Origin of the sequence: Sulfitobacter sp. M05, assembly GCF_029285175.1 — a bacterium.
Lineage (GTDB): Bacteria > Pseudomonadota > Alphaproteobacteria > Rhodobacterales > Rhodobacteraceae > Sulfitobacter.
In genome coordinates this window covers 262,936-288,205 of sequence record NZ_JABEDH010000003.1, presented here as the reverse complement: position 1 = coordinate 288,205, position 25,270 = coordinate 262,936, and the positions used below count along the sequence as shown (strand labels likewise).

Sequence of the window (25,270 nt, the reverse complement as noted above, 5' to 3'; positions counted from 1 at the left end):
ACGCTCAATCCTTATAGGCGTCAATTCTTAAGCCTCTCCTCACGGCTTCGTGCGCCGATTGACGCCGCGACGAGTCCCAGAAGCAACACAATCGCAAACGGCAGATCTCCCGTGCGGCTATAGACCGTCGCAGGCAGCGGCAGCGGCAGCGGCGCATCAACAAACCCCGCCCTGTTGAGCGGCAAGCCGGCCAACACGCGCCCATAAGGATCGATCATCGCGGAAATACCGGTGTTGGCCGCACGCGCCAGAGGCAACCCTTGTTCAATCGCGCGCATCCGCGCTTGGGCCAGGTGTTGACGCGGGCCGGCGGCCTTACCGAACCATGCGTCATTGGTGATCTGGATCAGAAAATCGGGACGTTCAGGCGCTGCGTTTACATCGTGGGGAAATACCGCCTCGTAACAGATCAGCGGCAGGGCGCGGCCCATCTCGCCGAAATCAAGCACCTGCGCACCGGGACCCGCCGTATAGCCGCCAAGGGCGCGCTGCGCGAGACCAAAGACCCCGATACGCGCAAACAAGCCCGCAAAAGGCATGTATTCGCCAAAGGGGACAAGGTGGTGTTTATCATAGGATTGCGCGACGCGGCCATTCCCGTCCAGGACGACCATCGCATTGAAATAGTTTTGCGCATCCCGCCGTTGCACCCCCAAGGCCACCGGCGCGCGACCCCCGGCCTGTGCGATTTGATCAAGCGCCGGACCGGCCCGATCCAGCACCCATGGAATTGCTGTTTCCGACCACAAAACCAAATCAGGCGCATCACCGCCATCGACGGCAGCGGCGGCGGTAAGGCTAAGCTGGCGGTCAAAAAACACCGGGATCTGCGCCGGGTCCCATTTGTCGCGCTGCGCGGCATTGGGCTGGATCAATCGGATACGATGCTCTGTCAGCACGGCCTCAGGGGACATCACCGGCAAGATCACCGCGCCCAACCCCAGCAGAACCGCACCAAAACGCGCTGTGCGACTGGCCCAATCGCGCGGCGGCTGGCTGATCGCAACGGCAACCGCAACCACCAGCAGGTTCAGCGCATAGGGGCCAATCCACGCCAAAGCCTGCCCGCCGCTTGTGTCCACCAAGGACTGGGACAGCATTGCCCATGGGAAACCCGTGAACAGATAGGCGCGCAGCAATTCAACCGCCGGCAGGGTAAGCACCAAGGCCCAAGCGGTTTGCCGGCTCAAGCGGCGGGCGAACCAAAAAGCCAGCCCCCAGAACAGTGCCAGCCCAGCCGCCAGAAAGAGCAGCGCGAAAGGGGCCATCCAGCCATGGCGGGCCACATCGACCATAAAGGGCGAGACGATCCAGTGCAGCGCATGGGCAAAATAGCCCGTGCCAAAAGCCCAGCCATATAGCGCCGCCTGACGCGGGGTCCTTACCTGTGCAAATAGATAGAGCGCCCCGGTCAGCGCCGCCATCAGGATCAGAGGTTGATCAAAAGGGGCCTGCCCGAAGGCCGCAATTGCGCCCAGCCCAGTCGCCAGAGCAACCACCCGCCCCCCCGTCAGAGGGGATGTCACCCCACGGCCCCGTTTGTGCGCACCCGCAGACGTTTGATGCGGCGCGGATCGGCGTCAATGACTTCGAATTCGGGGCCATCGGGATGCAGCACCACCTCGCCCCGTGTCGGCACCCGCCCGGATAACATAAAGACCAGCCCGCCAAGAGTATCGATCTCTTCCTCATCGACATCATCGTGGTCAGTCAGGGAATGGCCGATTTCTGCCTCGAAATCTTCCAGCGGGGTTTTGGCCAATGCCAGATAGGTGCCCGGTTTCTCAAGGCTCCAGAAGGTCGCCTCGTCGATGTCGTGTTCATCTTCGATTTCGCCGATCACCTGTTCGATCAGGTCTTCAATGGTGACCAGCCCGTCAACCCCGCCATATTCGTCGATCACAAGCGCCATATGGCGCCGCTCGGCCTGCATTTTGGTCAACAGCACACCGATCCCCATTGAAGGCGGCACAAACAGTAAAGGGCGCAACAATGCCGGCAGATCGAAATCTCCGGGCGTGCCGTTGAACCCGTATTGCAGGGCCAGATCCTTGAGGTGGGCCATGCCAACCGGCGTGTCCAGCGTACCGTCAAACACTGGTAAACGGGTCAGCCCGCTATCTTTGAACACTGCAACCAGTTCTTCCATTGAAATGGTTACCGGCACGGCCGTGATCTCGGCTTTTGGAATAGCGACGTCATCGACCCGCATACGCCGCAGGTTCATCATCCCCCGTGCCGACACCCGATCCACCGGCAAGGGCGTCATTTCAGAAGATTGGTCCCCCTCGGATGGGCTGAGTGCGCCGATGACACGAGAGAGAAAGCCGCCCGTTTTCAAGGCCGCGTCGTCTGGTGAAGCAGTTATTTCATCCGGTTGCGCGCTCTGCGCCGCGTCAGATGATCCGTCGTTGTCGCCCATTGGGTCCTGTCATGCAAAATAACGGCCAAAACCGTCTACGATTCCCTATATGGGTCATCCAGACCCAATTTACCAAGTATTTCCACCTCAAAACCTTCCATCAAGGCAGCATCTTGCTCAGTTTCGTGATCATAACCCAGCAAATGAAGGGTTCCGTGGATGATCAGATGGGTAATGTGATGGGCCGTCTCCTTGCCTGCTGCGGCGGCTTCGGCGACGCAGGTGTCATAGCTAATGGCGATGTCGCCCAGTTCGATCATGCCGCCGGGGTCCGGCTCCGGCGACATGGGGGTGCCGCCCGGAACCTCTGCCGCGCGTTCTTCGCTGGGCCAGCTCAACACATTGGTGGGCGTCGCTTTGGCACGAAACTCTGCGTTAAGCGCGGCGATGCGCGCATCGTCACAGGCAAGAATGCTGATTTCCGCCTCAAGTGGCAGCCCCAGATATGTCAAGGTGGTGGCCACGGCCCGCTGGCACAGCGCCTCAATATCGAGTGCAGCCCAGCGGGGATCTTCTATGTCGATGTCCATGTTCTGCATTTAGTGTTTTCTTTTGGGGCTCTGCCCCGTCAGCAGAGCTGACTCCCCGCAGGATATAAGGCCAAAAAGAGCAGAAGAGAGTTGCGTCATGCGGAACCCGTATCTGCTTCATAAGCTTCAATGATGGCCGCAACCAGAGGGTGGCGCACCACGTCTTTGGAGGTGAAATAATTGAAGCTTATTTTTGGGATCTGCGCCAGCAAACGTTCAGCGTCAGCAAGGCCCGACGGCACGCCGCGCGGCAGGTCGATTTGGGTGCGGTCCCCTGTGATAACCATACGAGAGCCCTTGCCAAGCCGGGTAAGGAACATTTTCATCTGCATGGAGGTGGCGTTCTGGGCTTCGTCCAGCACCACAAATGCATTGGACAGAGTACGGCCCCGCATAAAGGCCAAAGGGGCGATTTCAATGCGTTTTTCCTCGATCAGCTTGGCCAGTTGCTTGCCTGGCAGAAAGTCGTTCAGCGCATCATAGAGCGGCTGCATATAGGGATCGACCTTGTCTTTCATGTCGCCGGGCAGGTAGCCGAGTTTTTCACCCGCTTCCACCGCAGGGCGGCTAAGGATGATCTTGTCCACATGGCCGCCGATGAACATGTTGATCCCGACCGCGACAGCCAGATAGGTCTTGCCCGTACCGGCAGGCCCGATGCCAAAGGTCAGCTCGTCGTCAAACAGAGCTTTGACATAGGCTTTTTGCGCATCGGTGCGCGGCTCGACACGTTTTTTGCGGGTCTGGATTTCAAGCGTATCGCCCACCGGCATTTCAAGCTGGCCGCCAACCTGTGGCCGCGTGCCGGGCTTTGGCCGCTCCATACGCAACAGGCTTTCGACTTCGGCCGGGGTCACCAATCGGCCACTTTCCAGACGCGCGTAAAGCGTGTTCAGCACAGCTTCGGCCTGCTGTTTGCTGTCCGTGTCGCCCAGAATGCTCAACTGGTTGCCGCGCCGAATGATTTGGACCATCAGCGCCTTTTCGATTGCAGCCAGATGGGCGTCATAGGCACCGCACAGGTCAATCAGCAGCCTGTTGTCGGCAAATTCAAGCACAATTGGATCAGCCGGTGGCGGTGCTGTGATTTGGTCGCTTGGGGGCAAGGGAAGCTCCTTGGAATAAGACGGTTAGAAGTCAGGTAGGGACAAACGCCGGAAAATACACCCTCTAACATACAGAAAGGGCCGGGGCGTATAACACCCCGGCCCGACCTTGCTGTGATTTCAGCAAAAATCAGTTTGGATCCGGGATATTGGAACCACCTTTGAAGTCGCCAACCGTGTGGGTGGGGGGCGCAACACCGGAGCAGACGGGCTTGCCATACTTGTCCAGACGGGCAGACAGGTAACCCTCGACACCATCGTCGATGATCCAGTGGTCACAGCCATTCGGATCGACCCAGATACCGGCCTGAAGTGTGCTCAGGTGGTGGGCGTTGACGCCACGGTCAACGGATTTGTCAGACGGCAACCCCTGGAATGGCACGCCAGTTTCGATATCACCGCAAGCGGACAGCCCTGCAACGCAGGCCAACACGGTTAGGATTTTGGTTTTGATCACGACACGTCCCCTTAGCGAATGCAGATGATTTCGACGCGACGGTTTTTGGCCATCCCATGCGAAGAGTTATTTGCGGCAACCGGCATCCGTTCGCCATAGCCACGTACGTCAGCAATGCGTGCACCGCTTGCCGCCCCAATTGCCGCAACAGCATTCGCACGGTTGAAGCTGAGTTTCATGTTGTAGGCATCAGAGGCGCGGCTGTCGGTATGACCGGTAATGATGTATGAAACAGCGCCGGTTTTTGCGAAAAACTCTTTCAGTCGCGCCTTGCCCGCTTTGTGGATACGGTAGCTGTCAGTGGCAAAGAACTGATCCGATTTCATCACCCCACAAACATTGCCACGGCGGCAAACCGGAATGCCCTGACGGGTTGTATGCGGTGTCATATATCCTTCGGCACCATCATCCATCACCCAATGCTCGCAGCCATCGGGATCAACCCAGATCGTCGGCGTATAGACCCCCTTGTCGCGGCCGGCCTGTGACGGGGTTTGCGCATCGACATTTGCTGGCGCGAGGGCCATCGGCACGGCAATCACTGCTGCAAGTGACAGGCTCGCCACCGCGCGGATTGCTTTAGAGATTGTGTTCACCACAGCATTTTCCTTTTTTGTTCCCACGGATAAGGCTTGTCCGACTGCACGATCGCCCAGCCCCGATTAACTTCTCACGATACGTAATATTTGGCGGGCTGTGAAGCACTGTTATCTACATTTAGTGGTTATTTGCAGGGCGAACACATCGAATTATGGCGAAAATGTGGCAAACCCGCACCAGATGCCCGACAATGCCCTAGGGTTGTGGCACCTTGTCAGAGCGACCGCGCGGTGAGAGAGTTCGTTTTTGCATCCACAACGCGGACATTCAGGATGTCGCCGATCTGTGCAGTACACTCATCAATATGGACCGAATGCAAATATTCGGATTTGCCCAGCATCTGCCCGCTTTCACGCCCCGTCCGTTCGATCAGAACCGAAACATCTCGCCCGACCATGCTTTCCTGAATTTCGCGTTGATGGCCAGTGATCAGCGCTTGCAGACGTTGTAAACGCGCGTCCGCCACCTCGGCATCGACCAAGGGGCGTTCCGCCGCCGGCGTGCCCGGTCTGGTCGAATACTTGAAGGAATAGGCATAGCCGTATTTCACTTCTCGCACCAAATCCATTGTGGCCTCGAAATCGGCGTCGGTCTCTTCCGGGAAGCCGACGATAAAATCACCTGAGAGGATGATATCAGGCCGCGCGGCACGGATCCGCTCCAGCAGCCGCAAATAGCTTTCTGCCGTATGGCTGCGGTTCATCCGTTTGAGAATCCGGTCGGACCCGGATTGCACCGGCAGATGCAGATAGGGCATCAGTTCGGGCACTTCGCCGTGGGCAGCAATCAGATCATCGTCCATGTCGTTTGGATGGCTGGTCGTGTAACGGATACGTTCCAACCCGTCGACCTTGGCCAAGGCGCGAATGAGCTGGGCCAGCGTCATATCACCGGTATCCCCTGCCCCGTGATAGGCGTTTACGTTCTGACCCAAAAGCGTCACTTCGCGCACGCCGCGTTCCACCAGATCGCGGGCCTCTTGCAAGACGCGGCTGGCGGGGCGGCTGACCTCAGCACCGCGGGTATAGGGCACGACGCAGAAGGCACAGAATTTGTCACAGCCTTCCTGAACGGTCAAAAACGCAGCTGGGGCACGTTGCGCCTTGGGGCGGGATTTCAGATGTTCAAACTTGTCCTCTGCGGGGAAATCCGTGTCGAGCGCGGTGCCGCCATCGCGAATCTTTGTCTCCATCTCGGGCAAGCGATGATAGCTTTGCGGCCCCACCACCAGATCGACCGCCGGTTGGCGGCGCATGATCTCGGCCCCTTCGGCCTGCGCCACACATCCCGCAACCCCGATTTTCAAATCAGGTTTGGCATCCTTCAAGGGCTTCAGCCGACCCAGCTCGGAATATACTTTTTCCGCAGCTTTTTCACGGATGTGGCAGGTGTTGAGCAAAATCATATCGGCATCTTCAGCCTGCGATGTTTCGACATACCCCTGACCGCCCAGCGCTTCGGCCATGCGTTCACTGTCATAAACATTCATCTGACAGCCATAGGTTTTGATAAACAGCTTTTTGGGCGCAGTCATGATATCGGTCCAACCGGTGCGGAAAAATCAAAGGCGGCATAGCAGGGCCACCCATGGCTTGCAATGCACGCCAATTTAACCGATTCTGCCAGAAAATCGCGCCGACAAGAGGCCCCATGCAGTACGCCAACCTATCACAGATGATCACAGCAGAGGCCGCAACCCTTGCCAAAGGGCCGCTGGCCGTCGTCATGATCGAGGACGATGTCGAGGTTGCCACCTCTTTGCGCCACCACCAGCAGATGGGATTCAAAGCAGTTGTCGCCTTGATGCCGGCGGTTTTCGACCTGCCCCGCGATTTAGAAGAAACCGTAATCCGCGTCGATTACAACATGTCCGACTACCACGCCATGGAGCAGGCAATCAACGCGTTGATGGAGCCTGCGGCAGGTCAATGGCTCTACTATTGCTATAATGCAGAGTTTCTGTTTTTCCCGTTCTGCGAGACCCGAAATGTTGTCGAAATGCTGGCTTTTCATACCGAGGAACGGCGTGACGCGATGCTGGCCTATGTGATTGATCTTTATTCGGACGATCTGGAACTGCATCCGAATGCGGTGTCTCTGGACAACGCCCATATGGATCGCTCTGGCTATTATGCGCTGGCACGGCCCGATGCCGACAACCACGGCCACCCCAAAGAACGCCAGCTCGACTTTTTCGGCGGATTACGCTGGCGCTTTGAGGAACATGTGCCGAAACTGCGGCGCAAGATTGATCGCATCCCGCTATTTCGCGCCAAGAAGGGGTTGGAAATCCGATGGGATCACACGTTTTCGGATGAGGAATACAATACCTTTGCCTGCCCATGGCATCACAACATCACCGCCGCGGTCTGTTCGTTCCGCACCGCAAAAGCGCTCAAGACCAACCCCGGCAGCAGATACGAAATCGACAGTTTCAAATGGCACAATTCCGCGCCCTTTGAATGGCATTCACGCCAGCTGCTCGACCTTGGGCTGATGGAACCGGGACAATGGTTTTAGAGCGGCGAAATAACGCGTGTCAGATGCTAGCGCGGGTCATTCCCCTTTGGCATCACCATAGTCTCAGGCCCCATCTGCGCTGCATCTTTTCACTTGATCACTTGGCGTTTTCCTGAATTTTCAACTCTTTCGTCAGCTCCTCAATCTGACTTTCACCGTCTTTATAGGTATCGGTCATTTTCTTGATCAGCGCATCAATCGCTTTGGCGTCCTCGTTCGCCTTGATCTCTGCCTTCATTTTGGTCGAAGCAGTCTTGGCATCTTTGGCCCAAGGCTTCAGCTTTTTCACCAGCATTTCTGCCTTTTTGATATAGCCTTTCGCCGCTTTCAGGTCACCTGCCTCAATCAGATCACGCGCGGAGTCGCATAACCCGTCAAGCGATTTGGCGTCCTTTTTCAGCCGCTTTTCAGTGGCATCGCGGTTTTTCGCAGTGAGCGGCTCAGGAAATTCCTTCGGTGTGACCGCCTCAATCGCCTGTTTGACGATGGCGTCATTGGTCCGCTTGGGGATCATACCGTACATCACCACGAACCCCTCAAGCCCGCCATAAAGCTTTTCCGCTGTTGTGATATCTGCAAGCGCCTTGCGGGCTTCGGCCATGTCTTTCGCCACCGTTTTGTCGGGTTTGCCACCAGCTTTCTTCAGGCTCTTCTCGGCCAGCGCGACCTGCTTTTCCAGATCCTTGCGCACCACCGTTGCCTGATCTTGAAACTTTTTGAAGTCGTCCAGCCCCTTACGGTGCTTTTTCAACGCGGCTTCCCATGTCTTGCGCGGGCCGGCAGCGTCCTTGTGTTTCAGAAAATCATCCGTTTTCTTACCCGGCATACCGCCCAGCTTGATTTCTTGAATAGCCTCTTGCAGCTTGTCTTCCTTGGCCCATGTGTCATCCAAATTGGCCAACAGTGCCTTCTTCATTTTCTCACCAGCAACGGGTGAGAACTTCTTAAGCTTGTCTTTGATTTTCTTGGTAACGTGTTCTTTTAGCTTCTCAACTTCTTTGGACATAATAAAATTCCTTGGGATATGGTCAAAATAAACCACTCTAAAAGCTCAACCCTAGAAGGAAACTCTGTCAAAAAGCAAGGTCGAAAGGACCGACACGGACCTCAGTCTATGGTACGTTCGAAACGTGCGTTAGGACCGCGGCCACAGTACCGGGAACCAGTCAGAGCGCAATTTCTGGCCCGGCTGCATGTCATGTCCGGGGAACGGCGGAGAGGTCTTTCCTGGCCGCTCAACATAGCGTGCGTCGTCCCCGACCAACCGCAATGAGAACGCCCGTCGCCGCAATCCCGCCTTGTTGCCACGTGCCCCATGCAGGATGCCGTAGTTAAAGGCGACGGCATCCCCTGCCGCCATGTCCCACTCGCGGATATCCATTCCTTCTGCATCCGGATCGGGAACCGGCATATAAGGGGCCGGATCGAAAAAGGCATCCCCCTTAACCCAACGTGTTGGCAACACCGGTTTTTCCCAAAGATGCGAACCGGCTACACAGCGCAAGGCCGCCTCGGTCACCGGGTCAAGCGGCGACCAGAAGCTGACCGTCTGGCGGCCTTCAACGAAGTAATACGGCCCATCCTGATGCCAGGGCGTTGCCATCGACGTGCCCGGCTCTTTCACCAGCACATGGTCATGAAACAACTGCACGCTGTCACTTTGCATCAACTGCGCCCCGACCTCGGCGGCGGCACTGCTGCGGATCACCTCTTCGAACTCGGGAATACGTTGCCAGTTGCAATAATCATCAAAGAACCGTCCCGTTTCACCCGCCTTGTCGTTATTGGAGGCAAAAGGTCCGGGTTCCGCCATATTGCGCGACACACCAGCGCGAAGCGTCTCGACATGTTCGGCAAACAGCCCTTTGATCAGCACAACACCGTCGCGCTGATAGGTATCAACATGGTCTTGGGTGATCAGCGGGTGCGGCACAATATCGAGCGGGGATTACCCCGCCACCTCTTTGCGGCGCAGACGGATTACCACATCGACACTTGCAATCTCGGCCCCTGCCGGTGCGTCCGGCAGCCCGGAAATCACCAATTGCTCCGCCGGCGCGTCTGTCAGCTTCCCATCGTCCTCCCAATAGAAATGCGGGTGGTCGTGGGTATTGGTATCAAAATAGCTTTTGGAACCGTCGACGGTCACTTCCTGCAACAGCCCCGCCCCGCAAAAAGCACGCAGCGTGTTGTAAACCGTCGCAAGCGAGACCGCATCGCCCTGCCCCTTTGCCGCATCAAAAAGACTTTCGGCGGTGACATGCCGGTGCTGGCCGTCCCCCACCAGAAGACTGGCCAGGGTCACACGTTGCCGGGTCGGGCGCACACCGGCCTGTTCCAGCCAGCGGGTGCCGTTTTCTAGGTGGGTTTGCGTCATGGATCGCTCCGTTGCCTGTTGATTTGCAATATAGGGGTTTTTGCGAGTTGTATTCAATTCGAAAACCAAAAACTGGCACTAGAGTGCATTAGTACTGGTTTTGGACACGCTTTGCGCCAGCTTTCTGGTCCTGATTAACCAGGGTCAGGACCCGTAGCCCGTGGGCAACATTGTGCGGAACACAAAGCCACCCTATGCTTAACCCATGACAATCGCTGAACTCTTTGCCCCGAACCAAACCCTCGCAGGGCATCTTTTGGCACTGCTGGACAATCAGGCAACCGATACCGCACATGATTTGGCACATCTATTGCGGGTTTGGCAGAATGTTCGAAAAATATCCGCTGTCGAAGGTGGGAACCTGACGGTTCTGACCGCCGCGACCTTGTTGCATGATTGCGTTCATGTCCCCAAAGACTCACCGGACCGTGCAAACGCCTCGCGCCTTGCCGCCACTGCCGCCAAGGCCGCACTGACCAAGCTGAACCGGCCCGAACAGGAAATTGCCGCCGTCCGACATGCCATTGAGGCGCATAGTTTTTCGGCCAATCTATCGCCCAAGACACTGGAAGCGCGGATATTGCAGGACGCGGATCGACTTGATGCTTTGGGGCACATCGGCATCGCCCGGTGTTTCGCAGTTTCAGGGGCCCTGGGTCGCCCGCTTTACGACCCGCTTGATCCGCAGGCCGACGCCCGCGATCTGGATGATACCAATTTTGCACTTGATCACTTTTCGACCAAGCTTTTGCAGCTTGCGGGGCAGTTTCAAACCGAAACCGGGCGTATTCTGGCCCGCGAACGCCATGCGGTGCTTATGCAGTTCTATGAGGGCTTCCTGAACGAAGTTACCTTGTCCTGACCCATCGCCCCAGACCAAGCCCTCAGCGCTCTCTTGCGATACCACGGCGCACAATGTAGACCGCCCCGAAGCATTCATTCCGTCAGGAGAACCCTACGCATGGCCGACTACCCCACCAGCTTTGACAAGGAAGCACTGTTGAAATGCGCCGCTGGCGACTTGTTCGGCCCGGGCAACGCGCAATTGCCTGCGCCACCAATGTTGATGATGGACCGGATCACCGATGTCTCTGCTGATGGCGGGGCCCATGGCAAGGGCCATATCACTGCCGAATTCGACATCACGCCGGACCTGTGGTTCTTTGACTGCCACTTTCCCGGCAACCCAATCATGCCCGGCTGTCTGGGCCTGGACGGGCTTTGGCAGCTGACCGGCTTCAACCTTGGCTGGCGGGGCTGGCAGGGCCGCGGTTACGCCCTTGGCGTGGGCGAAGTGAAGCTGACCGGCATGGTGCGCCCAGAACGCAAAATGCTGACCTACAAAATTGATTTCACCAAGGCGATCCAGACCCGCCGTCTGACCATGGGCGTTGCCGATGGCATCGTCGAGGCTGACGGCGAAGTGATTTATCAGGTGACCGGCATGAAAGTCGCGCTGAGCGAAAGCTGAATACCGGTGCGGCGGGGCAGTCCCGCCGCCCGTTCCGACCCCGATGGCATGCCCTATTGCCACAGCCCCCCGGCAGACCTAAGATTTACAAAAAGATACCTTTTCAAAAATGCGGCCCTTAACCGCGGAGCGCTATAGATGGCCACGGCCCACGTCTTGATTGCCGATATTACCGGCAGCACAAGCCTGTATGACAGATTGTCCGATCAGGACGCTTTGGCGCAGGTCAGCGCGATTCTGGCACAGATGCGCAGGATCATTGAAGATCACGGCGGGCATTGCGTCAAATCACAGGGGGATGACACGCTAAGCTTTTTCGGCGAGGCCGAAAACGCCTTTGCTGCGGCGCGAGAGATGATACAGGCCGATTGGGGCGAGGGTTTGGGTGTACATGCCGGTGCCCATTGCGGCGATGTCCTCAGTCAGGATTCAGACATTTACGGGGATGCGGTGAACACTGCCGCACGTCTGGCCGCACTTGCCAAACCGGGGGAGGTGCTGATCGGGGACACGGTTTTCGAACAGCTTACGCCGCCCTTGCAGTCGCTGTTTGTCTCGATGGGCGGGGTAAAGTTGAAAGGCAAACGCGAGGCGACGCGGGTGCATTCCTTTGCTGTCAGTGATCTGTCCACCCAGACTGTCCTGTTCGGCATGAAGGATTCCCCCATCGGCCCGCGCACGGAATCTGCGGTCCTGTCCTGCGCCCCAAAGGAATGGCCCCTGCTGGACGGGGAAAGCGTGATGGTCGGGCGCTCATCGGATTGTCAGGCGGTGATCGAACACCCTTGGGTGTCACGCAAACACGGAGTTTTCGAGCTGCGCGCGGCACAGTTGGAATATACCGATCACAGCTCCTCAGGCAGCACCGTCATCACCGCCGGCGGTCAGGAGTATACCCTGCAACGCCGCTCCATGTTGCTGAGTGGTGAAGGCATGGTATTAGTGGGCACCCGCGACAAATCCGTCGACAGCTCGATCATCCGCTATAGCACCAATGATCTGGTACCTGACTAAGGTCACGAACCGCTATCCCCTTGCACCGCCAAGCCTTGCCGTCCTAAATAGACCGGAAGTTTAACAGGAATGCGGCCCTTGCGGCGCATCAATCCAGAGGTTTGTTCATGAAGCGAGTCGTCGTTACAGGTCTGGGCATCGTTTCCTCCATCGGGAACAACGCCGAAGAAGTCACCGCCGCATTGAAGGCGGGCACATCGGGCATCGAAGCAAGCACAGAGATGACCGAACACGGCTTTCGCAGCCAGATCGCGGGCACGTTAAAAATCAATGTCGCGGATCACATCGACAAACGCACATTGCGGTTCATGGGCCCCGGCGCAGCCTATGCATACCTTGCCATGGAACAAGCGATTGCCGACGCGGGTCTGGACGAAAGCATCATTTCAAACCCGCGCACAGGTCTGATTGCCGGTTCCGGCGGTCCGTCCACATCCGCCATGAAAACCGCTCATGACATCGTGGACAAGACCGGCGCAACCAAGCGTATCGGGCCTTTCGCCGTGCCCAAATGCATGTCCTCCACGATCAGCGCCAACCTGTCGACAGCCTTCAAGATCAAGGGCATCAACTATTCCATTACCTCGGCATGTTCGACCTCTCTGCATTGCATCGGCTCTGCCGCGGAACAGATCATGCTGGGCAAACAGGACGTCATGTTTGCCGGTGGCGGCGAGGAACTCGACTGGACACTGTCCTGCCTGTTTGACGCCATGGGCGCGATGAGCAGCAAATATAACGAAACGCCGGAAAAGGCCTCCCGTGCCTTTGACGCCAACCGCGATGGTTTTGTGATCACCGGTGGTGGCGGCATGGTGGTGCTGGAAGACCTTGATCATGCGCTGGCGCGTGGGGCGACGATCTATGCCGAAGTGACTGGCTTTGCTGCAACTTCTGACGGGCACGACATGGTGGCCCCCTCTGGCGAGGGCGGTACCCGCGCCATGCAACTGGCCCTGGCCACCCTGCCCGAAGGGCGCAAGGTCAGCTATATCAATGCACATGGCACCTCGACGCCTGTAGGCGATGTTGGGGAGATCGAAGCCGTACGACGTGTGTTCGGCCAAGGCTCAACACCACCGGTCAGCTCGACCAAGTCAATGACCGGCCACGGTCAGGGGGCAGCCGGCGCGATGGAGGCAATCTTCTGTTTGCTGATGCTCAAGGATGATTTCATCACCCCGTCGATCAATGTCGAAACATTGGACCCGGCACTGGACCCCTCCGAGATTGCAACCACCCGTGTGGATAACGCAGGCCTCGATTCCGTTATGACCAACTCTTTTGGTTTTGGCGGCACCAACGGATCAATGATCCTGTCGAAATACCAGGGATAGGATTTCAGAATGTCTGATCTGCTCAAGGGAAAGCGCGGCCTGATCATGGGTGTCGCAAACGAACGTTCGATAGCATGGGGCATCGCCAAAGCGATGGCGGATGCCGGGGCGGAACTGGCCTTCACCTATCAGGGCGAAGCCTTTGGCAGCCGGTTGAAGCCGCTGGCCGAAAGCGTCGGATCGGACTTTATGGTCGATGTCGACGTGACCGATGATGCTTCCCTTGATACGGCGTTTGAACAGCTGGGTGCCCGCTGGTCGACGATCGATTTTGTCGTACATGCCATTGCATTTTCGGACAAATCCGAGCTGACAGGCCGCTTCCTGAACACCAGCCGCGCGAACTTCAAACACTCGCTGGACATCTCGGCCTATAGTTTCATCGAAATTGCCCGACGTGCCCATCCGATGATGGTCGAGAATGGCGGCACTTTGATGACCCTGACCTATCAGGGATCAAACCGCGTGGTGCCGAACTATAACGTTATGGGCGTTGCCAAGGCGGCGCTGGAAAGCGCGACACGCTATCTCGCCAATGACCTTGGTCCTGAAGGCATTCGCGTCAATGCAATCAGCCCCGGCCCGATGAAAACCCTTGCCGGTGCGGCCATCGGCGGCGCGCGCAAGACATACAAACATGCAGGGCAAAATGCCCCGATGCGCGAAAACGCGACGCTGGAAGCCGTGGGCGGCACTGCGGTCTATCTGGCCTCTGATGCTGGGGCTTGCACCACCGGAGAAATCATCCGCGTGGACGGCGGTTTCCATGTTTTGGGTATGCCGCAACAAGAGTTTCTTTAAAGCATTGAAGCTTGGCAAAGGGTGAACGCCAGTGCCTGCGCTGGGGTGAGGGTGCGGACAGTATTTAGAGCCAAAAAGAGGAGGGGCATGACGGTGCCCCTTTTCTGGCGGGCTTTGGAGCAGAGTTCAGCGCAGCGGCGGTGTCTGCCACAGCCAGATCTTCATACCGCCATGGGCGATGGCCGGCCCGAGGGGTTTCCATGGCAGGCCCGTGGCTTTGGCCAGGGCCGGTTCGGATGTCACCAGTCCCACACGCCAGCCTTTGAAATGCGTCAGCATCGTCGTGCCAAAAGAGCCATAAAGCGCATAAAGCAGTTTCTTGTTGCCGATCCGTCCACCATAGGGTGGGTTCACCATGACCAGACCGGCAGGGCCTTCGGGTGGGCGCACTTCGGCGGCACCATGGCAGGTGAATGCAGTCCATTCCGCCACCCCTGCCCGGGCCGCGTTCGCCGTGGCATTCCGCACCGCGCCGGCATCCCGGTCAGACCCAAAGAACATCGCTGGCGGTTGGGTTTGGGAGGTTGAGACGCGCAGACCCTCGAACTGCTCTGCGTCAAAGGACGCGAGGCTTTGAAAAGCAAAGCTTCGGCTGCGGCCCGGTTGCATACCGGCGGCGATTTCCGCAGCTTCAATGACAAAAGTGCCCGAGCCGCACATCGGATCGACCAGCGGTTCCGTGCCCCGATATCCGCATTGGCGCAGCATCAGCGCCGCAAGGTTCTCGCGCATGGGCGCTTTGCCGACTGCCTCTTTATGGCCGCGCACATGCAACGGCTCGCCGGTGGTATCCAGACTGATCGAGACCTGATTGTCGTTGATACGCACCTTCACCAGCATTTCCGCCTCTGGCGACAGGGTGATGCCATGGCTTTCCACCAAGGCGCGTTCAATACGTTCCGATGCCGCCTTGGCGTGGTAGATTTTTGACGCCTTACAAGTGACCTGAACCCGCACCGGCACATCGGCGCGCAGCACCGCACCCCAGTCGAATTTACGCGCGCGCTTGTCCAGCTGGGCCAGATGAAAGGCCATAAAAGAGCCGATCCGGGCCAGCACCCGCACCGCCCCGCGCAGGTTCAGATTGGCGCGCCAGACATCCGGCCAATTGCCCATGATGGTGACACCACCGGGGCCGGCGACGGGGCTGGTGAAACCCTGCTCGACAACTTCTTCCAACAGGACCGGCTCAAGACCGGGGGCGCAAACGAGAAAAATCTCAAAGGGATCAGTGGTGTTCATCCCCCCTCTTTAGAGGCAATGGGCGGCGGGCAGAAGCGCCGTTTTATGCAAGGCCACCGCCAGAGAAGAGATTTCGTGAAACGGTCACGATTTTGCCAGCATCCGCGGATACACCCTGCCCATGAGTTTTCGCGAGATATATGCCAATGAGGCGTTGGAACACCGCCGCACCGTCGCCCAGCGCGCACGTTTCTGGAGCAAGATCGTCAGTTTTCTGTTGATGTTGACGGTGGCCTTGACCCTGCACACAGAGCCGAGGCTGGCAAACGCGTTAATGACGGCTGCAATGGAGGCTGGCATGAAGGTAACGGGCCGCTCGACGCCCGGCCCCGTGGGCAGTACCGGGTTACGAGACCGGGTTAAGGTCAACCGGCCCGATCAAGTTGATATAAGACCGGCTGTGCAGCGCCCTTAGGCTTAAGAAAAGGGCCCGACCTCGAAGGCCAGGCCCAAGTATGAGGCACCGATATCTGCCTAAGGCGTGGTTAGCCGGCGATCGACATCAACTCGATATCAAACTGCAAGTCCTTGCCCGCCAGAGGGTGGTTTGCATCCAAGGTAACTGTCGCCTCGTCCAGTTCTACAACCATCACCGGCATGGCCTGTCCATCCGGCGTCTGCATTTCAAGCGTTGTCCCAACTTCGATTGCCAGATCCGCCGGAATACCTTCACGCGGAATTGCCTGGCGCATTTCAGGGTTCAGCGGGCCATAGGCATCTGCACAGGCGATCTGGACGGTCTTCTTGTCGCCAACGTTCATTCCCGGCAGGGCCACATCAAGACCCGGAATAATCTGGCCCGACCCAACCTGAAATTCCAGCGGGTCGCGCCCTTCGGAACTGTCAAAGGTGGTGCCGTCCAGCAAGGTGCCGGTATAATGGATGGCAACGGTATCGCCTGATTTAACTTCAGTCATTGGTGTCTCCGAATTTTGGGGGATGAAAGGAGGCCACGTATCTGCGCAGGTGCTCCGGTTTGGCGCGCACCCTGTCAAAGCCCCCGCATGATGTAAACCCCGCGCCAAGTTACAGGTCTGTTTGGTACAATTTCGGGGGTTTTTCATATGGGCCTGGCGTGACAATCTGAGGTCAAACAAGGAAAGGCCTCCTATGCCCATCACCACTTGTGTTTTCGATGCCTATGGTACGCTGTTTGACGTCGGTGCCGCCGCCCGACAGGCCGCGTCGGAACCTGATTTTGCAGCAATCCGCGACGACTGGATGCAGCTGGCCGAGCATTGGCGTCAAAAACAGCTTTCCTATTCATGGCTGCGCGCGGTCACAGGGGCGCATACGGATTTCTGGGAAGTCACCGAAAACGGGCTGGACTGGGCGTTGGAAAAAACGGGGCACGCAGGTGATCTGGAACTGCGCGAGCGTCTGTTGGCGCTTTATTGGGAATTGCAAGCCTACCGCGAAGTGCCTGAGATGCTGACCCGGCTCAAGGCGGCGGGTTTGAAAACCGCAATCCTGTCAAATGGATCCCCTCAGATGCTGGAGGGGGCCGTCCGCTCCGCCGGCATCGAAGGGGTACTTGATGCCTGTCTCTCGGTACAAACTGTTGGTGTCTTCAAGCCAGATGCGCGGGTTTATGATCTGGTCGGCGGGCATTTTGGCTGCGCCAAGTCAGAGGTGTTGTTTGTGTCCTCGAACGGGTGGGACGCGGCGGCGGCCACCGGCTACGGGTTCACCACCGCTTGGGTCAACCGCCCGGGGGATCCAATGGACCGCCTGCCCTGGTCGCCCGCACATGTGTTGACAGACCTGACCGGTATCCCGGCACTGGCGGGCCGCTGATGGCGCGGTTCACCACCTCCGACGGGCTGTCACTTTTCTATACTGATGACGGTGCGGGTCTGCCGATCCTGTGCCTTGCGGGACTTACCCGCACGACGGCAGATTTCGACTATGTCACACCACACCTTGCCGGTAACCGGCTGATCAAGATGGATTATCGCGGGCGCGGGCAATCGGATTTCGATCCGGATTGGCAGAACTATGCGCTGCCGGTGGAATGTCGCGATGTGCTGGAACTGCTGGCACATCTGGGGTTGGACAAGGTTGCCGTACTGGGCACTTCGCGCGGCGGGTTGAACGCCATGGGACTGGCGGGAGCGGCCAAGGATCATCTGCTGGGGGTGGCTCTGAATGACGTCGGTCCGGTGATTGAAGCGGCCGGTCTGGACATGATCCGTCACTTTATCGGACGCCCACCTGCCGCCAAAACCCATGCCGAAGCCGCCTCTGCGATGGCCCGCGCCTTTCCGGAATTTCACAACGTCCCTGACAGCCGGTGGATGGAAGAAGCGGTAAAGCACTATGTGCAGACCGATACCGGCCTTGCCATCACCTATGATCCGCATTTGCGCGACGCGGTACTGGCGGCGATGGAGGGGCCTGCCATTGACCTCTGGCCCTTCTTTGATGCGTTGCAAGGTTTGCCACTTGCCTGCATCTGGGGGGAAGGATCGAACCTGCTGAGCGAAACCACCGTGCGCGACATGCAAATACGCCGCCCCGACATGATCCTTGGATCCGTGCCCGGACGCGGGCATGTGCCGTTTCTGGATGAACCACAATCCCTTGCAGCCCTGCACAAATGGATCGGAGAAATGCAATGAATATCGAAATGATCCGCGCCGCAGCCAAGCGGCTTGACGGCCATGCCCGGCGTACGCCGTTGCTGAACTCTTCCTTTCTGGACGACATTGCGGGCCGGCGCGTCTGGGTGAAACCGGAGTGCCTGCAACACACCGGCAGTTTCAAGTTTCGCGGCGCATGGTCAGCGCTGTCGGCCCTTGATCCGGCCACCCGCGCCAAAGGTGTCATCGCCTTTTCCAGCGGCAACCACGCGCAGGGCGTGGCGCTGGCGGCCAAGCGGCATGGCGTTTCTGCCGTGATCATTATGCCCGCCGACAGCCCCGCGCTTAAGCTGGCAAACACCCGGGCTTATGGTGCCGAGGTGATCACCTATGACCGCGCCACCGAAGACCGCGATGCCATCGGGGCAAAACTGAGCCAAGAACGCGGCCTGACCCTGATTAAACCTTTCGACGAACCGCAGGTGATTGCAGGGCAAGGTTCCTGTGGCCTTGAAATTGCGGCGCAGGCCAGCGAACGGGGCATTGAAAACGCCGACGTCATCGCCTGCTGTGGTGGCGGCGGATTGACCTCTGGGATCGCACTGGCCCTTGAGGCCGATGCCCCCGGCCTGCGCGCCCGCACAGCCGAACCCGAAGGGTTTGACGACGTTGCCCGCTCGCTTGCCTCTGGCAGGATTGAACGCAACGCGCAGCTGTCGGGAAATATCTGTGACGCCATCGTGACACCACAACCCGGCGATATCACCTTTCCGATCATGCACCGGCTGTGTGGTGCCGGTCTGGTTGTAACTGAAGACGAAGTGCTGCAGGCGATGGCACATGCGTGGAACCGCCTGAAAATCGTTGTCGAACCGGGAGGCGCTGTTGCTCTTGCCGCCGCACTGTTTCACGGGGGCGAGATTGCCGGTGATGACGTGATTGTCGTTGTGTCTGGGGGTAATGTGGATATGCCCATCTTCGCCCGCGCTTTGGAGACCCTGACATGACCGAATTTACCATTGCCAGTTTCAACGTCAAAAACCTAATCGGGGCAGAAAAGGAATATTATAAATTCCAGTCTTACACCCCCGAAGAATACGCATGGAAAGAAGACTGGCTGGCCGATCAACTGGTCACCATGAATGCTGATATCATTGGTTTTCAAGAGATCTTCGAGGAAAGCGCCCTGCGTGACACCATTGCGCGCGCCGATACCTATGGGGCCGCCAGCAACGCCCAAGCCATCCCCGGCCCTGACAAACGCTACCGCAAGCGGGCGATATTCCAACACCTCAGCTATGGCCCCTACAAGGATGCCGCCCTTGCCTTTGCGCCCAATCTCCATGATGGCCCCGCCGGCAACCGCCGCCCCGGCGTCGCCATCCTGTCGCGGCTCGGTTTTGCCGAAGAGCCCGAGATCATTCAGGATCTAGGCACCCCGTTCAAAATCCCCTTTCAGACCTTCGGCGGTGACGAAGGCGGGTTCTTCACCATCCGCAAGCTCAGCCGCCCGATCCTCAAGGTACGGGTGCCAGTGAACGGCGAAATTGTCACTGTGTTCAACTGCCATCTGAAATCGAAACTGGGCGAATTCATCCGGCCCGTGGGCGCAGAGACTGCCAACGAGGCCGACCTGACCAACTACGACCCCGTGGGCCGCGCCTTGGGGGCTGCACGCGCTGCAATGCGCCGCATGGCAGAGGCTTGGGTGCTGCGCGGCGCGATTATCGGCGAATTGCGCCAAGGGCACCCCGTGATCGTGCTGGGCGATCTGAACGACAGTGAAAACGCGGTCAGCTCTGAAATCATCACCGGTGAGGTGCCGTTCAAGAACTATGCATGGATGTTGCGCCATGACGCAGAGCATCGCGGCGACCGCTACTCCGACGCCGAGAACGCCCAGATCACCGAGGACATCGAAGCGGTGCGCCTGCACTCTGCCGAACGGCTGTTCGTCAAGAAATCCCTGCGTGACATGGTTTATACCTCGGCCTTTGGCGGCGTTTATGAAAGCATCGACCAGATTTTAATGTCGCGCCATTTCATGCCAGACTGGTCAGGACACATCGGCGAAATGTCGTATTTCTCTGTCCTCAATGACCACCTGACTGACGGCAGCCACCCCGAAGCGCCCTATAACAAACTTGCCTCTGATCACGGTCAGATCATGGCGACGATCCAACTGCGAAAGGCCACCCCATGAAGATGTTCGACACCGGCGATGTCCGCCTGCACTACCGTGTCGATGGGCCAGAGGATGGACCCACGGTGGTCTTTGCCAATTCGCTGGGGACCGATATGCGCCTGTGGGACCCGATCCTGCCGATGTTGCCTGCCGGTCTGCGGGTGATCCGCTATGACAAACGCGGGCACGGTCTGTCGTCTTGTCCAGAGGGCCTCTATTCAATGGGGGCATTGGTGACCGACGTGGAACGGCTGCTGGATCACCTGAAGGTGAAAGACTGCGTTTTTGTCGGCCTGTCGATTGGCGGGATGATCGCACAGGGGCTGGCCGTGAAACGCCTCGACCTGATGCGCGCCATGGTCCTGTCCAATACCGCAGCCAAGATCGGCACCCCCGAAATCTGGAAAGACCGGATTGCCGCGGTGCAATCTGACGGCATCGAAGCTTTGGCCGACGGGGTAATGGAGCGCTGGTTCTCGGCGGCGTTTCGCAAAACACCCGAGTTGGAATTGTGGCGCAACATGTTGGTGCGCGGCGAGGACGTAGGTTATGCCGGATGTTCCGCCGCCATTTCCGGCACCGATTTTTATACCCCCACGGCCAGCCTGCGCCTGCCGACACTGGGCATTGCCGGCACCGAAGACGGATCAACCCCGCCCGATCTGGTGCGCGAAACCGTTGACCTTATCCCCGGTTCAAAATTCCACCTGATCCGCAAGGCGGGGCATCTGCCCTGCGTCGAACAGCCTGAAGAATTTGCATCGCTGCTGGTTGAATTCCTCAAAGGGATTGGACATGTCTGAACGGTCTTCGCGCAGCGCAGCGCAGCACTTCCCCCAAGAACAGGTAGGGTAATCATGGCCGCATCCCTTTTTGACAGCCCGCTTTACGCAAAGCTATTTGACACCTCAGAGGCCGGACGTCTGTTTTCCGACAGCGCCGCCATCCGTGCGATGTTGCTGGTCGAGGGGGCCTTGGCCAAGGTTCAGGGCACCCTTGGTGTGATCCCCGAACTCTCTGCGGCTGCCATCCATCGCGCCAGCATGGAAATCCAGATTGATCCCGGTGCCATCGCGACAGCCACAGGTGAAAACGGCGTTTGCGTGCCCGGTCTGGTAGCGGCATTTCGCGCGGAAATGAACGCACCCGAACATGCGCAATTCGTGCATTGGGGGGCGACATCACAGGATATCGTCGACACCGCCCTGATGTTGCGGTTACGTCAGGCGCTGGCTCTGGCCGAGGCGGACCTGCGCGAAGTTCTTTCTGGTCTGGGGCAGCAAGCCGAGGAACATGCCGCGCTGCCGATGGTTGCGCGCACCTATGGCCAACAAGCGACGCCAACCTCTTGGGGCGCTGTACTGGCACAGTTTGGTGCGCCGCTGCTTGACGCGCTGGCGGCCCTCGACGCCCTGCGCGCATCGTCACTTCTGGTCTCGCTTTCAGGGGCTGCCGGCACTGGTTCTGCGCTTGGCCCGGCCCCCCATGACATCCGTGCCAGCCTCGCAGAGGCATTGGGGTTGGGTGATCCGCAACGGTCGTGGCACACGGATCGCGGACCGGTCCTGCGCATCGCCGACTGGCAGGCACAGGTGGTCGCGGCCCTGTCCCATATGGGCCAGACGCTTATCGGCCTCAGCGCCAGCGAACTGGGCGAGGTCAGCCTTGGCGGCACCGGGGCCTCTTCAACAATGCCCCAAAAACAAAATCCCGTACGCCCCTCTGCTTTGGTTGCCTTGCATCATCAGGTCAGCGGGTTGAAGGCCGGCCTGCATACCGCTGCCATGCATCAACACCAGCGTGACGGTGCCGCGTGGTTTGCCGAATGGATGATGGTGCCGCAAATGTCGCTCAGCCTTGCCGCCGCCCTGCAACACGCCAAGGTGCTTGCCGCCGGTCTGGCCCCGCACCCGGTACAGATGCGCTCCGCACTGGACGGCAATCTGGGGCTGATTCATGCCGAAGCCCTAAGCTTTGCCCTTGCCAAGATCATGCCCCGCCCCGAGGCTCAGGCGGCCTGCAAAGCCCTGTGCCTGGAGGCGCGCAAATCCCAAACTCCGCTGCCGAAACTGGCGCTGGCGGATTATCCCCAGCTGGATGCCGCGACCTTTGATCCAACAACCAGCATGGGCGACGCAGCCTCACAGGCACAGGCCTTTGCCACCCGCGTGTCCGCCCTCTGATCTATGCGCCCTGCTGTTGCCTTTGTTATGATCACAGTGATGATCGATTCCATGGGCATTGGCCTGATGCTGCCGGTGATGCCTGACCTCATTCGCGAGGTGAACGGCGGAGACCTCAGTCAGGCCGCACTTTGGGGTGGGGTTCTGGCGACAACTTTTGCCGTGATGCAATTCCTGTTCGGGCCGGTGCTTGGCGGGCTGTCGGACCGTTTTGGCCGCCGCCCCGTTCTGTTGCTGTCGCTGGCGGTAATGGCAGCCGACTATGTGGTGATGGCGCTGGCAGGCAGCATCTGGTTGCTTTTGCTGGGCCGGATCATAGGCGGCATCACCGCTGCCACCCATGCGACAGCTTCTGCTTTCATGGCCGATATCTCGACACCGCAGGAACGCAGCAAGAATTTTGGCCTGATCGGTGCCGGTTTTGGCATTGGATTTCTGATCGGGCCAACCATGGGCGGCCTGTTGGCCGAATACGGCACCCGGGCCCCGTTCTGGGCAGCCGCAGCTTTGGCGGCGGCCAATTGTATGCTGGGCTGGCTGGTGCTGAAAGAAACGCTGCGGCCCGAAAACGCACGGACCTTCAGCTTGCGCCGTGCAAACCCCTTCGGAGCATTGAAACATTTGGGCAAACTGCCCGGCGCGCGCCCGCTTTTGGTGGTCTATTTCCTCTATAGCGTTGCTTTCGCTGTATATCCTTCGGTCTGGTCCTATTTCGGTCAGGAGCGGTTCGGCTGGCAACCCTCGGTCATTGGCCTGTCATTGGCCCTGTTCGGCGGCGCAATGGTCATCGTGCAAGGCGGGCTTATTCGACTGGCCCTGCACAAAATGGGGGAACGGGGCACAGTGATTGCCGGGCACCTGTTCGCCATCGGCACCTATATCGCAATCGCGGTGATACCGTCGGGCGTCTTTACATTGGCGCTGACGCCGGTGGCGGCCATTGCGGGGGTTATACCGCCGGCACTGACCGGCATCATGTCCAGACAAGTGCCGGATAACGCACAGGGCGAACTACAGGGGGTGCTGACCTCGGCCAGCGCGTTGGCAATGATCCTCTCTCCCCTGGCAATGACGGCCACCTTTGCGCAATTCACCCGCGACGGCGCTCCGCTTTACCTGCCCGGCGCACCATTTCTGTTGGCAAGCGGCTTGATGGTACTGGCGCTTGGCGTGTTTATCTTTCGAATCCGATCTTTGGACGCTACGTCATCCGCGCCATGATGCGTCGTATAAATGCTTGCGCGATATGGCATTCGCCGTCAGCCTGTAAAGAAAATGTCACAGGGAGACGATGAATGCCAAAGATCAAAGCCGCTGTTGCCCATGCGTTCGGCAAACCGCTGGTCATCGAAGAGATCGACCTGCGCGCCCCTGAAGGGAGCGAAGTCGAGGTGACGCTGGATGCTGTGGCAATCTGTCATTCCGATATCTCCTTTGCGGATGGGGCTTGGGGCGGTTCCCTGCCTGCGGTCTATGGACATGAAGCGGCCGGTCGCATCAGCGCCGTTGGGGCGGGCGTGCAAGGGCTGGCGAAAGGCGACAGCGTTGTGGTGACACTGATCCGCGCCTGCGGCAGCTGCCCCTCATGTGCCGGCGGCAAACCAACCGTTTGTGAAACCCCCTATGACGGTGATCACGGCCCGTTGAAAACCGCCGATGGTGGCACGCTGCATCAGGGCATGGCCGCGGGTGCTTTTGCCGAAAAGGTCGTGGTGGAACAGGCACAGGTGGTTAAGGTTTCCGACGACATTCCCAAAGATGCGGCCGCATTGATTGCCTGCGGCGTGATCACCGGCGTTGGTGCCGTGGTCAATGCCGCCGGCCTGCGCGCGGGTCAGGATGTGGTGGTGATTGGTGCAGGCGGTGTCGGATTGAACGCGATTCAAGGCGCGCGGATTGCCGGTGCCCGCCGGATCATCGCTGTCGACATGAGCGAGGAAAAGCTGGCCGTCGCAAAAGAGTTCGGGGCCACGGATGGCGTTTTAGCATCCGAGCCGAAACCATGGCGCGCCGCGATCAAGGCAATGGGGCGCGGCGCGGATGCGGTCATTGTGACCGTCGGTGCCATTCCGGCCTATGATGCCGCACCCCGATATCTGGCGGGTGGCGGCAAGGTCATCATGGTCGGTATGCCCCATTCAGGCGACCTGTCCAGCTACGAACCGGTGACAATGGCCTTTATGGGGCAAGGCATGGTCGGCTCAAAGATGGGCGATGTGGTGATCCAGCGCGATATACCGTGGATGGTCGACCTTTACCTGCAAGGCCGGCTGAAGCTGGACGAGCTGATTTCAGGCCGCTGGTCACTGGATCAGATCAACGAGGCGATTGCGGACACCAAAACCGGTGCCGCGCGGCGCAATGTGATCATGCTCAACCGTTAGAGCCGTTGGTCAGGATAGTCATCGTTCTCAGGCCCCCGATCCCTCTCTTGCGAAAGGCA

The 25,270-nt window shown here is 58.7% G+C and carries 27 protein-coding genes; 15 read left to right on the top strand and 12 right to left on the bottom strand.

Translation table 11 applies throughout. The features are described from left to right. Positions 1-20: 20 nt before the first annotated feature. The 7 genes from lnt to miaB form a co-directional block, all read right to left on the bottom strand. Positions 21-1,526 (bottom strand): apolipoprotein N-acyltransferase, encoded by a 1,506-nt coding sequence (lnt, locus tag HKX44_RS15140; protein WP_276152200.1) that lies wholly within the window; start codon positions 1,524-1,526, stop codon positions 21-23. After that, positions 1,523-2,422 (bottom strand): hemolysin family protein, encoded by a 900-nt coding sequence (locus tag HKX44_RS15135; RefSeq protein ID WP_276152199.1) that lies wholly within the window; start codon positions 2,420-2,422, stop codon positions 1,523-1,525. Before HKX44_RS15135 ends, lnt begins: the two co-directional genes overlap by 4 nt. Positions 2,423-2,457: 35 nt before the next feature. Then, on the bottom strand, positions 2,458-2,961 hold the full coding sequence (gene ybeY / locus HKX44_RS15130) for an rRNA maturation RNase YbeY (RefSeq protein WP_276152198.1): 504 nt from the start codon (positions 2,959-2,961) through the stop codon (positions 2,458-2,460). Positions 2,962-3,047: 86 nt separating this feature from the next. Further along, positions 3,048-4,058 carry a PhoH family protein gene (locus tag HKX44_RS15125; RefSeq protein ID WP_276152197.1) on the bottom strand — a complete coding sequence of 337 codons (1,011 nt, stop codon included), beginning with the start codon at positions 4,056-4,058 and terminating at the stop codon, positions 3,048-3,050. 130 nt (positions 4,059-4,188) lie between these two features. Next, positions 4,189-4,470 (bottom strand): hypothetical protein, encoded by a 282-nt coding sequence (locus HKX44_RS15120; RefSeq protein WP_276152266.1) that lies wholly within the window; start codon positions 4,468-4,470, stop codon positions 4,189-4,191. 56 nt (positions 4,471-4,526) lie between these two features. Further along, complete coding sequence (locus HKX44_RS15115) at positions 4,527-5,114, bottom strand: OmpA family protein (protein WP_276152196.1); 588 nt, start codon at positions 5,112-5,114, stop codon at positions 4,527-4,529. Positions 5,115-5,329: 215 nt separating this feature from the next. Continuing rightward, positions 5,330-6,649: a tRNA (N6-isopentenyl adenosine(37)-C2)-methylthiotransferase MiaB gene (gene miaB, locus HKX44_RS15110; protein ID WP_276152195.1), complete on the bottom strand. Its 1,320-nt coding sequence runs from the start codon at positions 6,647-6,649 to the stop codon at positions 5,330-5,332. Positions 6,650-6,765: 116 nt separating this feature from the next. On the opposite strand from miaB, the gene HKX44_RS15105 reads away from it, so the two are divergent. Next, entirely contained in the window at positions 6,766-7,635 is an 870-nt protein-coding gene (locus tag HKX44_RS15105) for a hypothetical protein (protein WP_276152194.1), read from the top strand. 97 nt (positions 7,636-7,732) lie between these two features. Here HKX44_RS15105 and HKX44_RS15100 read toward each other — a convergent pair whose 3' ends face one another. From HKX44_RS15100 to irrA, 3 genes are all read right to left on the bottom strand, one after another. After that, positions 7,733-8,641, bottom strand: a complete 909-nt coding sequence (locus HKX44_RS15100; RefSeq protein WP_276152193.1) for a hypothetical protein — start codon at positions 8,639-8,641, stop codon at positions 7,733-7,735. A 129-nt stretch (positions 8,642-8,770) separates the two neighbouring features. Then, the gene (locus HKX44_RS15095; RefSeq protein WP_276152192.1) at positions 8,771-9,568 is read right to left on the bottom strand and encodes a phytanoyl-CoA dioxygenase family protein; all 798 of its coding nucleotides are present in this window, start codon (positions 9,566-9,568) and stop codon (positions 8,771-8,773) included. 15 nt (positions 9,569-9,583) lie between these two features. Beyond that, positions 9,584-10,012, bottom strand: coding sequence for an iron response transcriptional regulator IrrA (gene irrA / locus HKX44_RS15090; protein ID WP_276152191.1), 429 nt, complete (start codon positions 10,010-10,012; stop codon positions 9,584-9,586). A 205-nt stretch (positions 10,013-10,217) separates the two neighbouring features. On the opposite strand from irrA, the gene HKX44_RS15085 reads away from it, so the two are divergent. From HKX44_RS15085 to HKX44_RS15065, 5 genes are all read left to right on the top strand, one after another. Beyond that, positions 10,218-10,874: an HD domain-containing protein gene (locus tag HKX44_RS15085; RefSeq protein WP_276152190.1), complete on the top strand. Its 657-nt coding sequence runs from the start codon at positions 10,218-10,220 to the stop codon at positions 10,872-10,874. Positions 10,875-10,973: 99 nt separating this feature from the next. Next, positions 10,974-11,483 (top strand): bifunctional 3-hydroxydecanoyl-ACP dehydratase/trans-2-decenoyl-ACP isomerase, encoded by a 510-nt coding sequence (gene fabA, locus HKX44_RS15080; protein ID WP_276152189.1) that lies wholly within the window; start codon positions 10,974-10,976, stop codon positions 11,481-11,483. A gap of 138 nt (positions 11,484-11,621) precedes the next feature. Continuing rightward, positions 11,622-12,497, top strand: a complete 876-nt coding sequence (locus tag HKX44_RS15075) for an adenylate/guanylate cyclase domain-containing protein (protein WP_276152188.1) — start codon at positions 11,622-11,624, stop codon at positions 12,495-12,497. Positions 12,498-12,604: 107 nt separating this feature from the next. Beyond that, positions 12,605-13,834: a beta-ketoacyl-ACP synthase I gene (gene fabB / locus HKX44_RS15070; RefSeq protein ID WP_276152187.1), complete on the top strand. Its 1,230-nt coding sequence runs from the start codon at positions 12,605-12,607 to the stop codon at positions 13,832-13,834. Between the two features lie 9 nt (positions 13,835-13,843). After that, positions 13,844-14,635: an enoyl-ACP reductase gene (locus HKX44_RS15065; protein ID WP_276152186.1), complete on the top strand. Its 792-nt coding sequence runs from the start codon at positions 13,844-13,846 to the stop codon at positions 14,633-14,635. Positions 14,636-14,761: 126 nt separating this feature from the next. Here the strand turns inward: HKX44_RS15065 and HKX44_RS15060 are convergent, their stop codons facing one another. Beyond that, positions 14,762-15,877 (bottom strand): class I SAM-dependent RNA methyltransferase, encoded by a 1,116-nt coding sequence (locus tag HKX44_RS15060; protein WP_276152185.1) that lies wholly within the window; start codon positions 15,875-15,877, stop codon positions 14,762-14,764. Positions 15,878-15,998: 121 nt separating this feature from the next. On the opposite strand from HKX44_RS15060, the gene HKX44_RS15055 reads away from it, so the two are divergent. Next, entirely contained in the window at positions 15,999-16,292 is a 294-nt protein-coding gene (locus HKX44_RS15055; RefSeq protein WP_276152184.1) for a hypothetical protein, read from the top strand. 70 nt (positions 16,293-16,362) lie between these two features. On the opposite strand, the gene HKX44_RS15050 is transcribed toward HKX44_RS15055, so the two are convergent. Further along, positions 16,363-16,794 (bottom strand): peptidylprolyl isomerase, encoded by a 432-nt coding sequence (locus tag HKX44_RS15050; RefSeq protein WP_276152183.1) that lies wholly within the window; start codon positions 16,792-16,794, stop codon positions 16,363-16,365. Positions 16,795-16,987: 193 nt separating this feature from the next. On the opposite strand from HKX44_RS15050, the gene HKX44_RS15045 reads away from it, so the two are divergent. From HKX44_RS15045 to HKX44_RS15010, 8 genes are all read left to right on the top strand, one after another. Beyond that, positions 16,988-17,674 (top strand): haloacid dehalogenase type II, encoded by a 687-nt coding sequence (locus HKX44_RS15045; protein WP_276152182.1) that lies wholly within the window; start codon positions 16,988-16,990, stop codon positions 17,672-17,674. Further along, positions 17,674-18,498 carry an alpha/beta hydrolase gene (locus HKX44_RS15040; RefSeq protein WP_276152181.1) on the top strand — a complete coding sequence of 275 codons (825 nt, stop codon included), beginning with the start codon at positions 17,674-17,676 and terminating at the stop codon, positions 18,496-18,498. The genes HKX44_RS15045 and HKX44_RS15040 overlap by 1 nt, the downstream gene beginning before the upstream one ends. Further along, complete coding sequence (locus HKX44_RS15035) at positions 18,495-19,466, top strand: threonine/serine dehydratase (RefSeq protein WP_276152180.1); 972 nt, start codon at positions 18,495-18,497, stop codon at positions 19,464-19,466. Before HKX44_RS15040 ends, HKX44_RS15035 begins: the two co-directional genes overlap by 4 nt. Further along, complete coding sequence (locus HKX44_RS15030) at positions 19,463-20,662, top strand: endonuclease/exonuclease/phosphatase family protein (RefSeq protein ID WP_276152179.1); 1,200 nt, start codon at positions 19,463-19,465, stop codon at positions 20,660-20,662. Before HKX44_RS15035 ends, HKX44_RS15030 begins: the two co-directional genes overlap by 4 nt. Then, positions 20,659-21,447: a 3-oxoadipate enol-lactonase gene (pcaD, locus tag HKX44_RS15025; RefSeq protein WP_276152178.1), complete on the top strand. Its 789-nt coding sequence runs from the start codon at positions 20,659-20,661 to the stop codon at positions 21,445-21,447. Before HKX44_RS15030 ends, pcaD begins: the two co-directional genes overlap by 4 nt. Before the next feature lie 54 nt (positions 21,448-21,501). Then, entirely contained in the window at positions 21,502-22,827 is a 1,326-nt protein-coding gene (locus HKX44_RS15020) for a lyase family protein (protein WP_276152177.1), read from the top strand. A gap of 3 nt (positions 22,828-22,830) precedes the next feature. Further along, positions 22,831-24,048 (top strand): TCR/Tet family MFS transporter, encoded by a 1,218-nt coding sequence (locus tag HKX44_RS15015; RefSeq protein WP_276152176.1) that lies wholly within the window; start codon positions 22,831-22,833, stop codon positions 24,046-24,048. 74 nt (positions 24,049-24,122) lie between these two features. Continuing rightward, entirely contained in the window at positions 24,123-25,211 is a 1,089-nt protein-coding gene (locus HKX44_RS15010) for a Zn-dependent alcohol dehydrogenase (RefSeq protein ID WP_276152175.1), read from the top strand. Positions 25,212-25,270: the final 59 nt, after the last annotated feature.

Bases quoted from the DNA above. Each gene is read 5' to 3' on its own strand.
- ybeY (WP_276152198.1), bottom strand. From the start codon at position 2,961: ATGCAGAACATGGACATCGACATAGAAGATCCCCGCTGGGCTGCACTC.
- fabA (WP_276152189.1), top strand. From the start codon at position 10,974: ATGGCCGACTACCCCACCAGCTTTGACAAGGAAGCACTGTTGAAATGC.
- HKX44_RS15045 (WP_276152182.1), top strand. From the start codon at position 16,988: ATGCCCATCACCACTTGTGTTTTCGATGCCTATGGTACGCTGTTTGAC.
- HKX44_RS15065 (WP_276152186.1), top strand. From the start codon at position 13,844: ATGTCTGATCTGCTCAAGGGAAAGCGCGGCCTGATCATGGGTGTCGCA.
- HKX44_RS15100 (WP_276152193.1), bottom strand. From the start codon at position 8,641: ATGTCCAAAGAAGTTGAGAAGCTAAAAGAACACGTTACCAAGAAAATC.
- HKX44_RS15135 (WP_276152199.1), bottom strand. From the start codon at position 2,422: ATGGGCGACAACGACGGATCATCTGACGCGGCGCAGAGCGCGCAACCG.
- HKX44_RS15040 (WP_276152181.1), top strand. From the start codon at position 17,674: ATGGCGCGGTTCACCACCTCCGACGGGCTGTCACTTTTCTATACTGAT.
- HKX44_RS15010 (WP_276152175.1), top strand. From the start codon at position 24,123: ATGCCAAAGATCAAAGCCGCTGTTGCCCATGCGTTCGGCAAACCGCTG.
- HKX44_RS15015 (WP_276152176.1), top strand. From the start codon at position 22,831: ATGCGCCCTGCTGTTGCCTTTGTTATGATCACAGTGATGATCGATTCC.
- HKX44_RS15050 (WP_276152183.1), bottom strand. From the start codon at position 16,794: ATGACTGAAGTTAAATCAGGCGATACCGTTGCCATCCATTATACCGGC.
- HKX44_RS15030 (WP_276152179.1), top strand. From the start codon at position 19,463: ATGACCGAATTTACCATTGCCAGTTTCAACGTCAAAAACCTAATCGGG.
- fabB (WP_276152187.1), top strand. From the start codon at position 12,605: ATGAAGCGAGTCGTCGTTACAGGTCTGGGCATCGTTTCCTCCATCGGG.
- HKX44_RS15075 (WP_276152188.1), top strand. From the start codon at position 11,622: ATGGCCACGGCCCACGTCTTGATTGCCGATATTACCGGCAGCACAAGC.
- HKX44_RS15085 (WP_276152190.1), top strand. From the start codon at position 10,218: ATGACAATCGCTGAACTCTTTGCCCCGAACCAAACCCTCGCAGGGCAT.
- pcaD (WP_276152178.1), top strand. From the start codon at position 20,659: ATGAAGATGTTCGACACCGGCGATGTCCGCCTGCACTACCGTGTCGAT.
- irrA (WP_276152191.1), bottom strand. From the start codon at position 10,012: ATGACGCAAACCCACCTAGAAAACGGCACCCGCTGGCTGGAACAGGCC.
- HKX44_RS15035 (WP_276152180.1), top strand. From the start codon at position 18,495: ATGAATATCGAAATGATCCGCGCCGCAGCCAAGCGGCTTGACGGCCAT.
- HKX44_RS15055 (WP_276152184.1), top strand. From the start codon at position 15,999: ATGAGTTTTCGCGAGATATATGCCAATGAGGCGTTGGAACACCGCCGC.
- HKX44_RS15105 (WP_276152194.1), top strand. From the start codon at position 6,766: ATGCAGTACGCCAACCTATCACAGATGATCACAGCAGAGGCCGCAACC.
- miaB (WP_276152195.1), bottom strand. From the start codon at position 6,649: ATGACTGCGCCCAAAAAGCTGTTTATCAAAACCTATGGCTGTCAGATG.
- HKX44_RS15060 (WP_276152185.1), bottom strand. From the start codon at position 15,877: ATGAACACCACTGATCCCTTTGAGATTTTTCTCGTTTGCGCCCCCGGT.
- HKX44_RS15020 (WP_276152177.1), top strand. From the start codon at position 21,502: ATGGCCGCATCCCTTTTTGACAGCCCGCTTTACGCAAAGCTATTTGAC.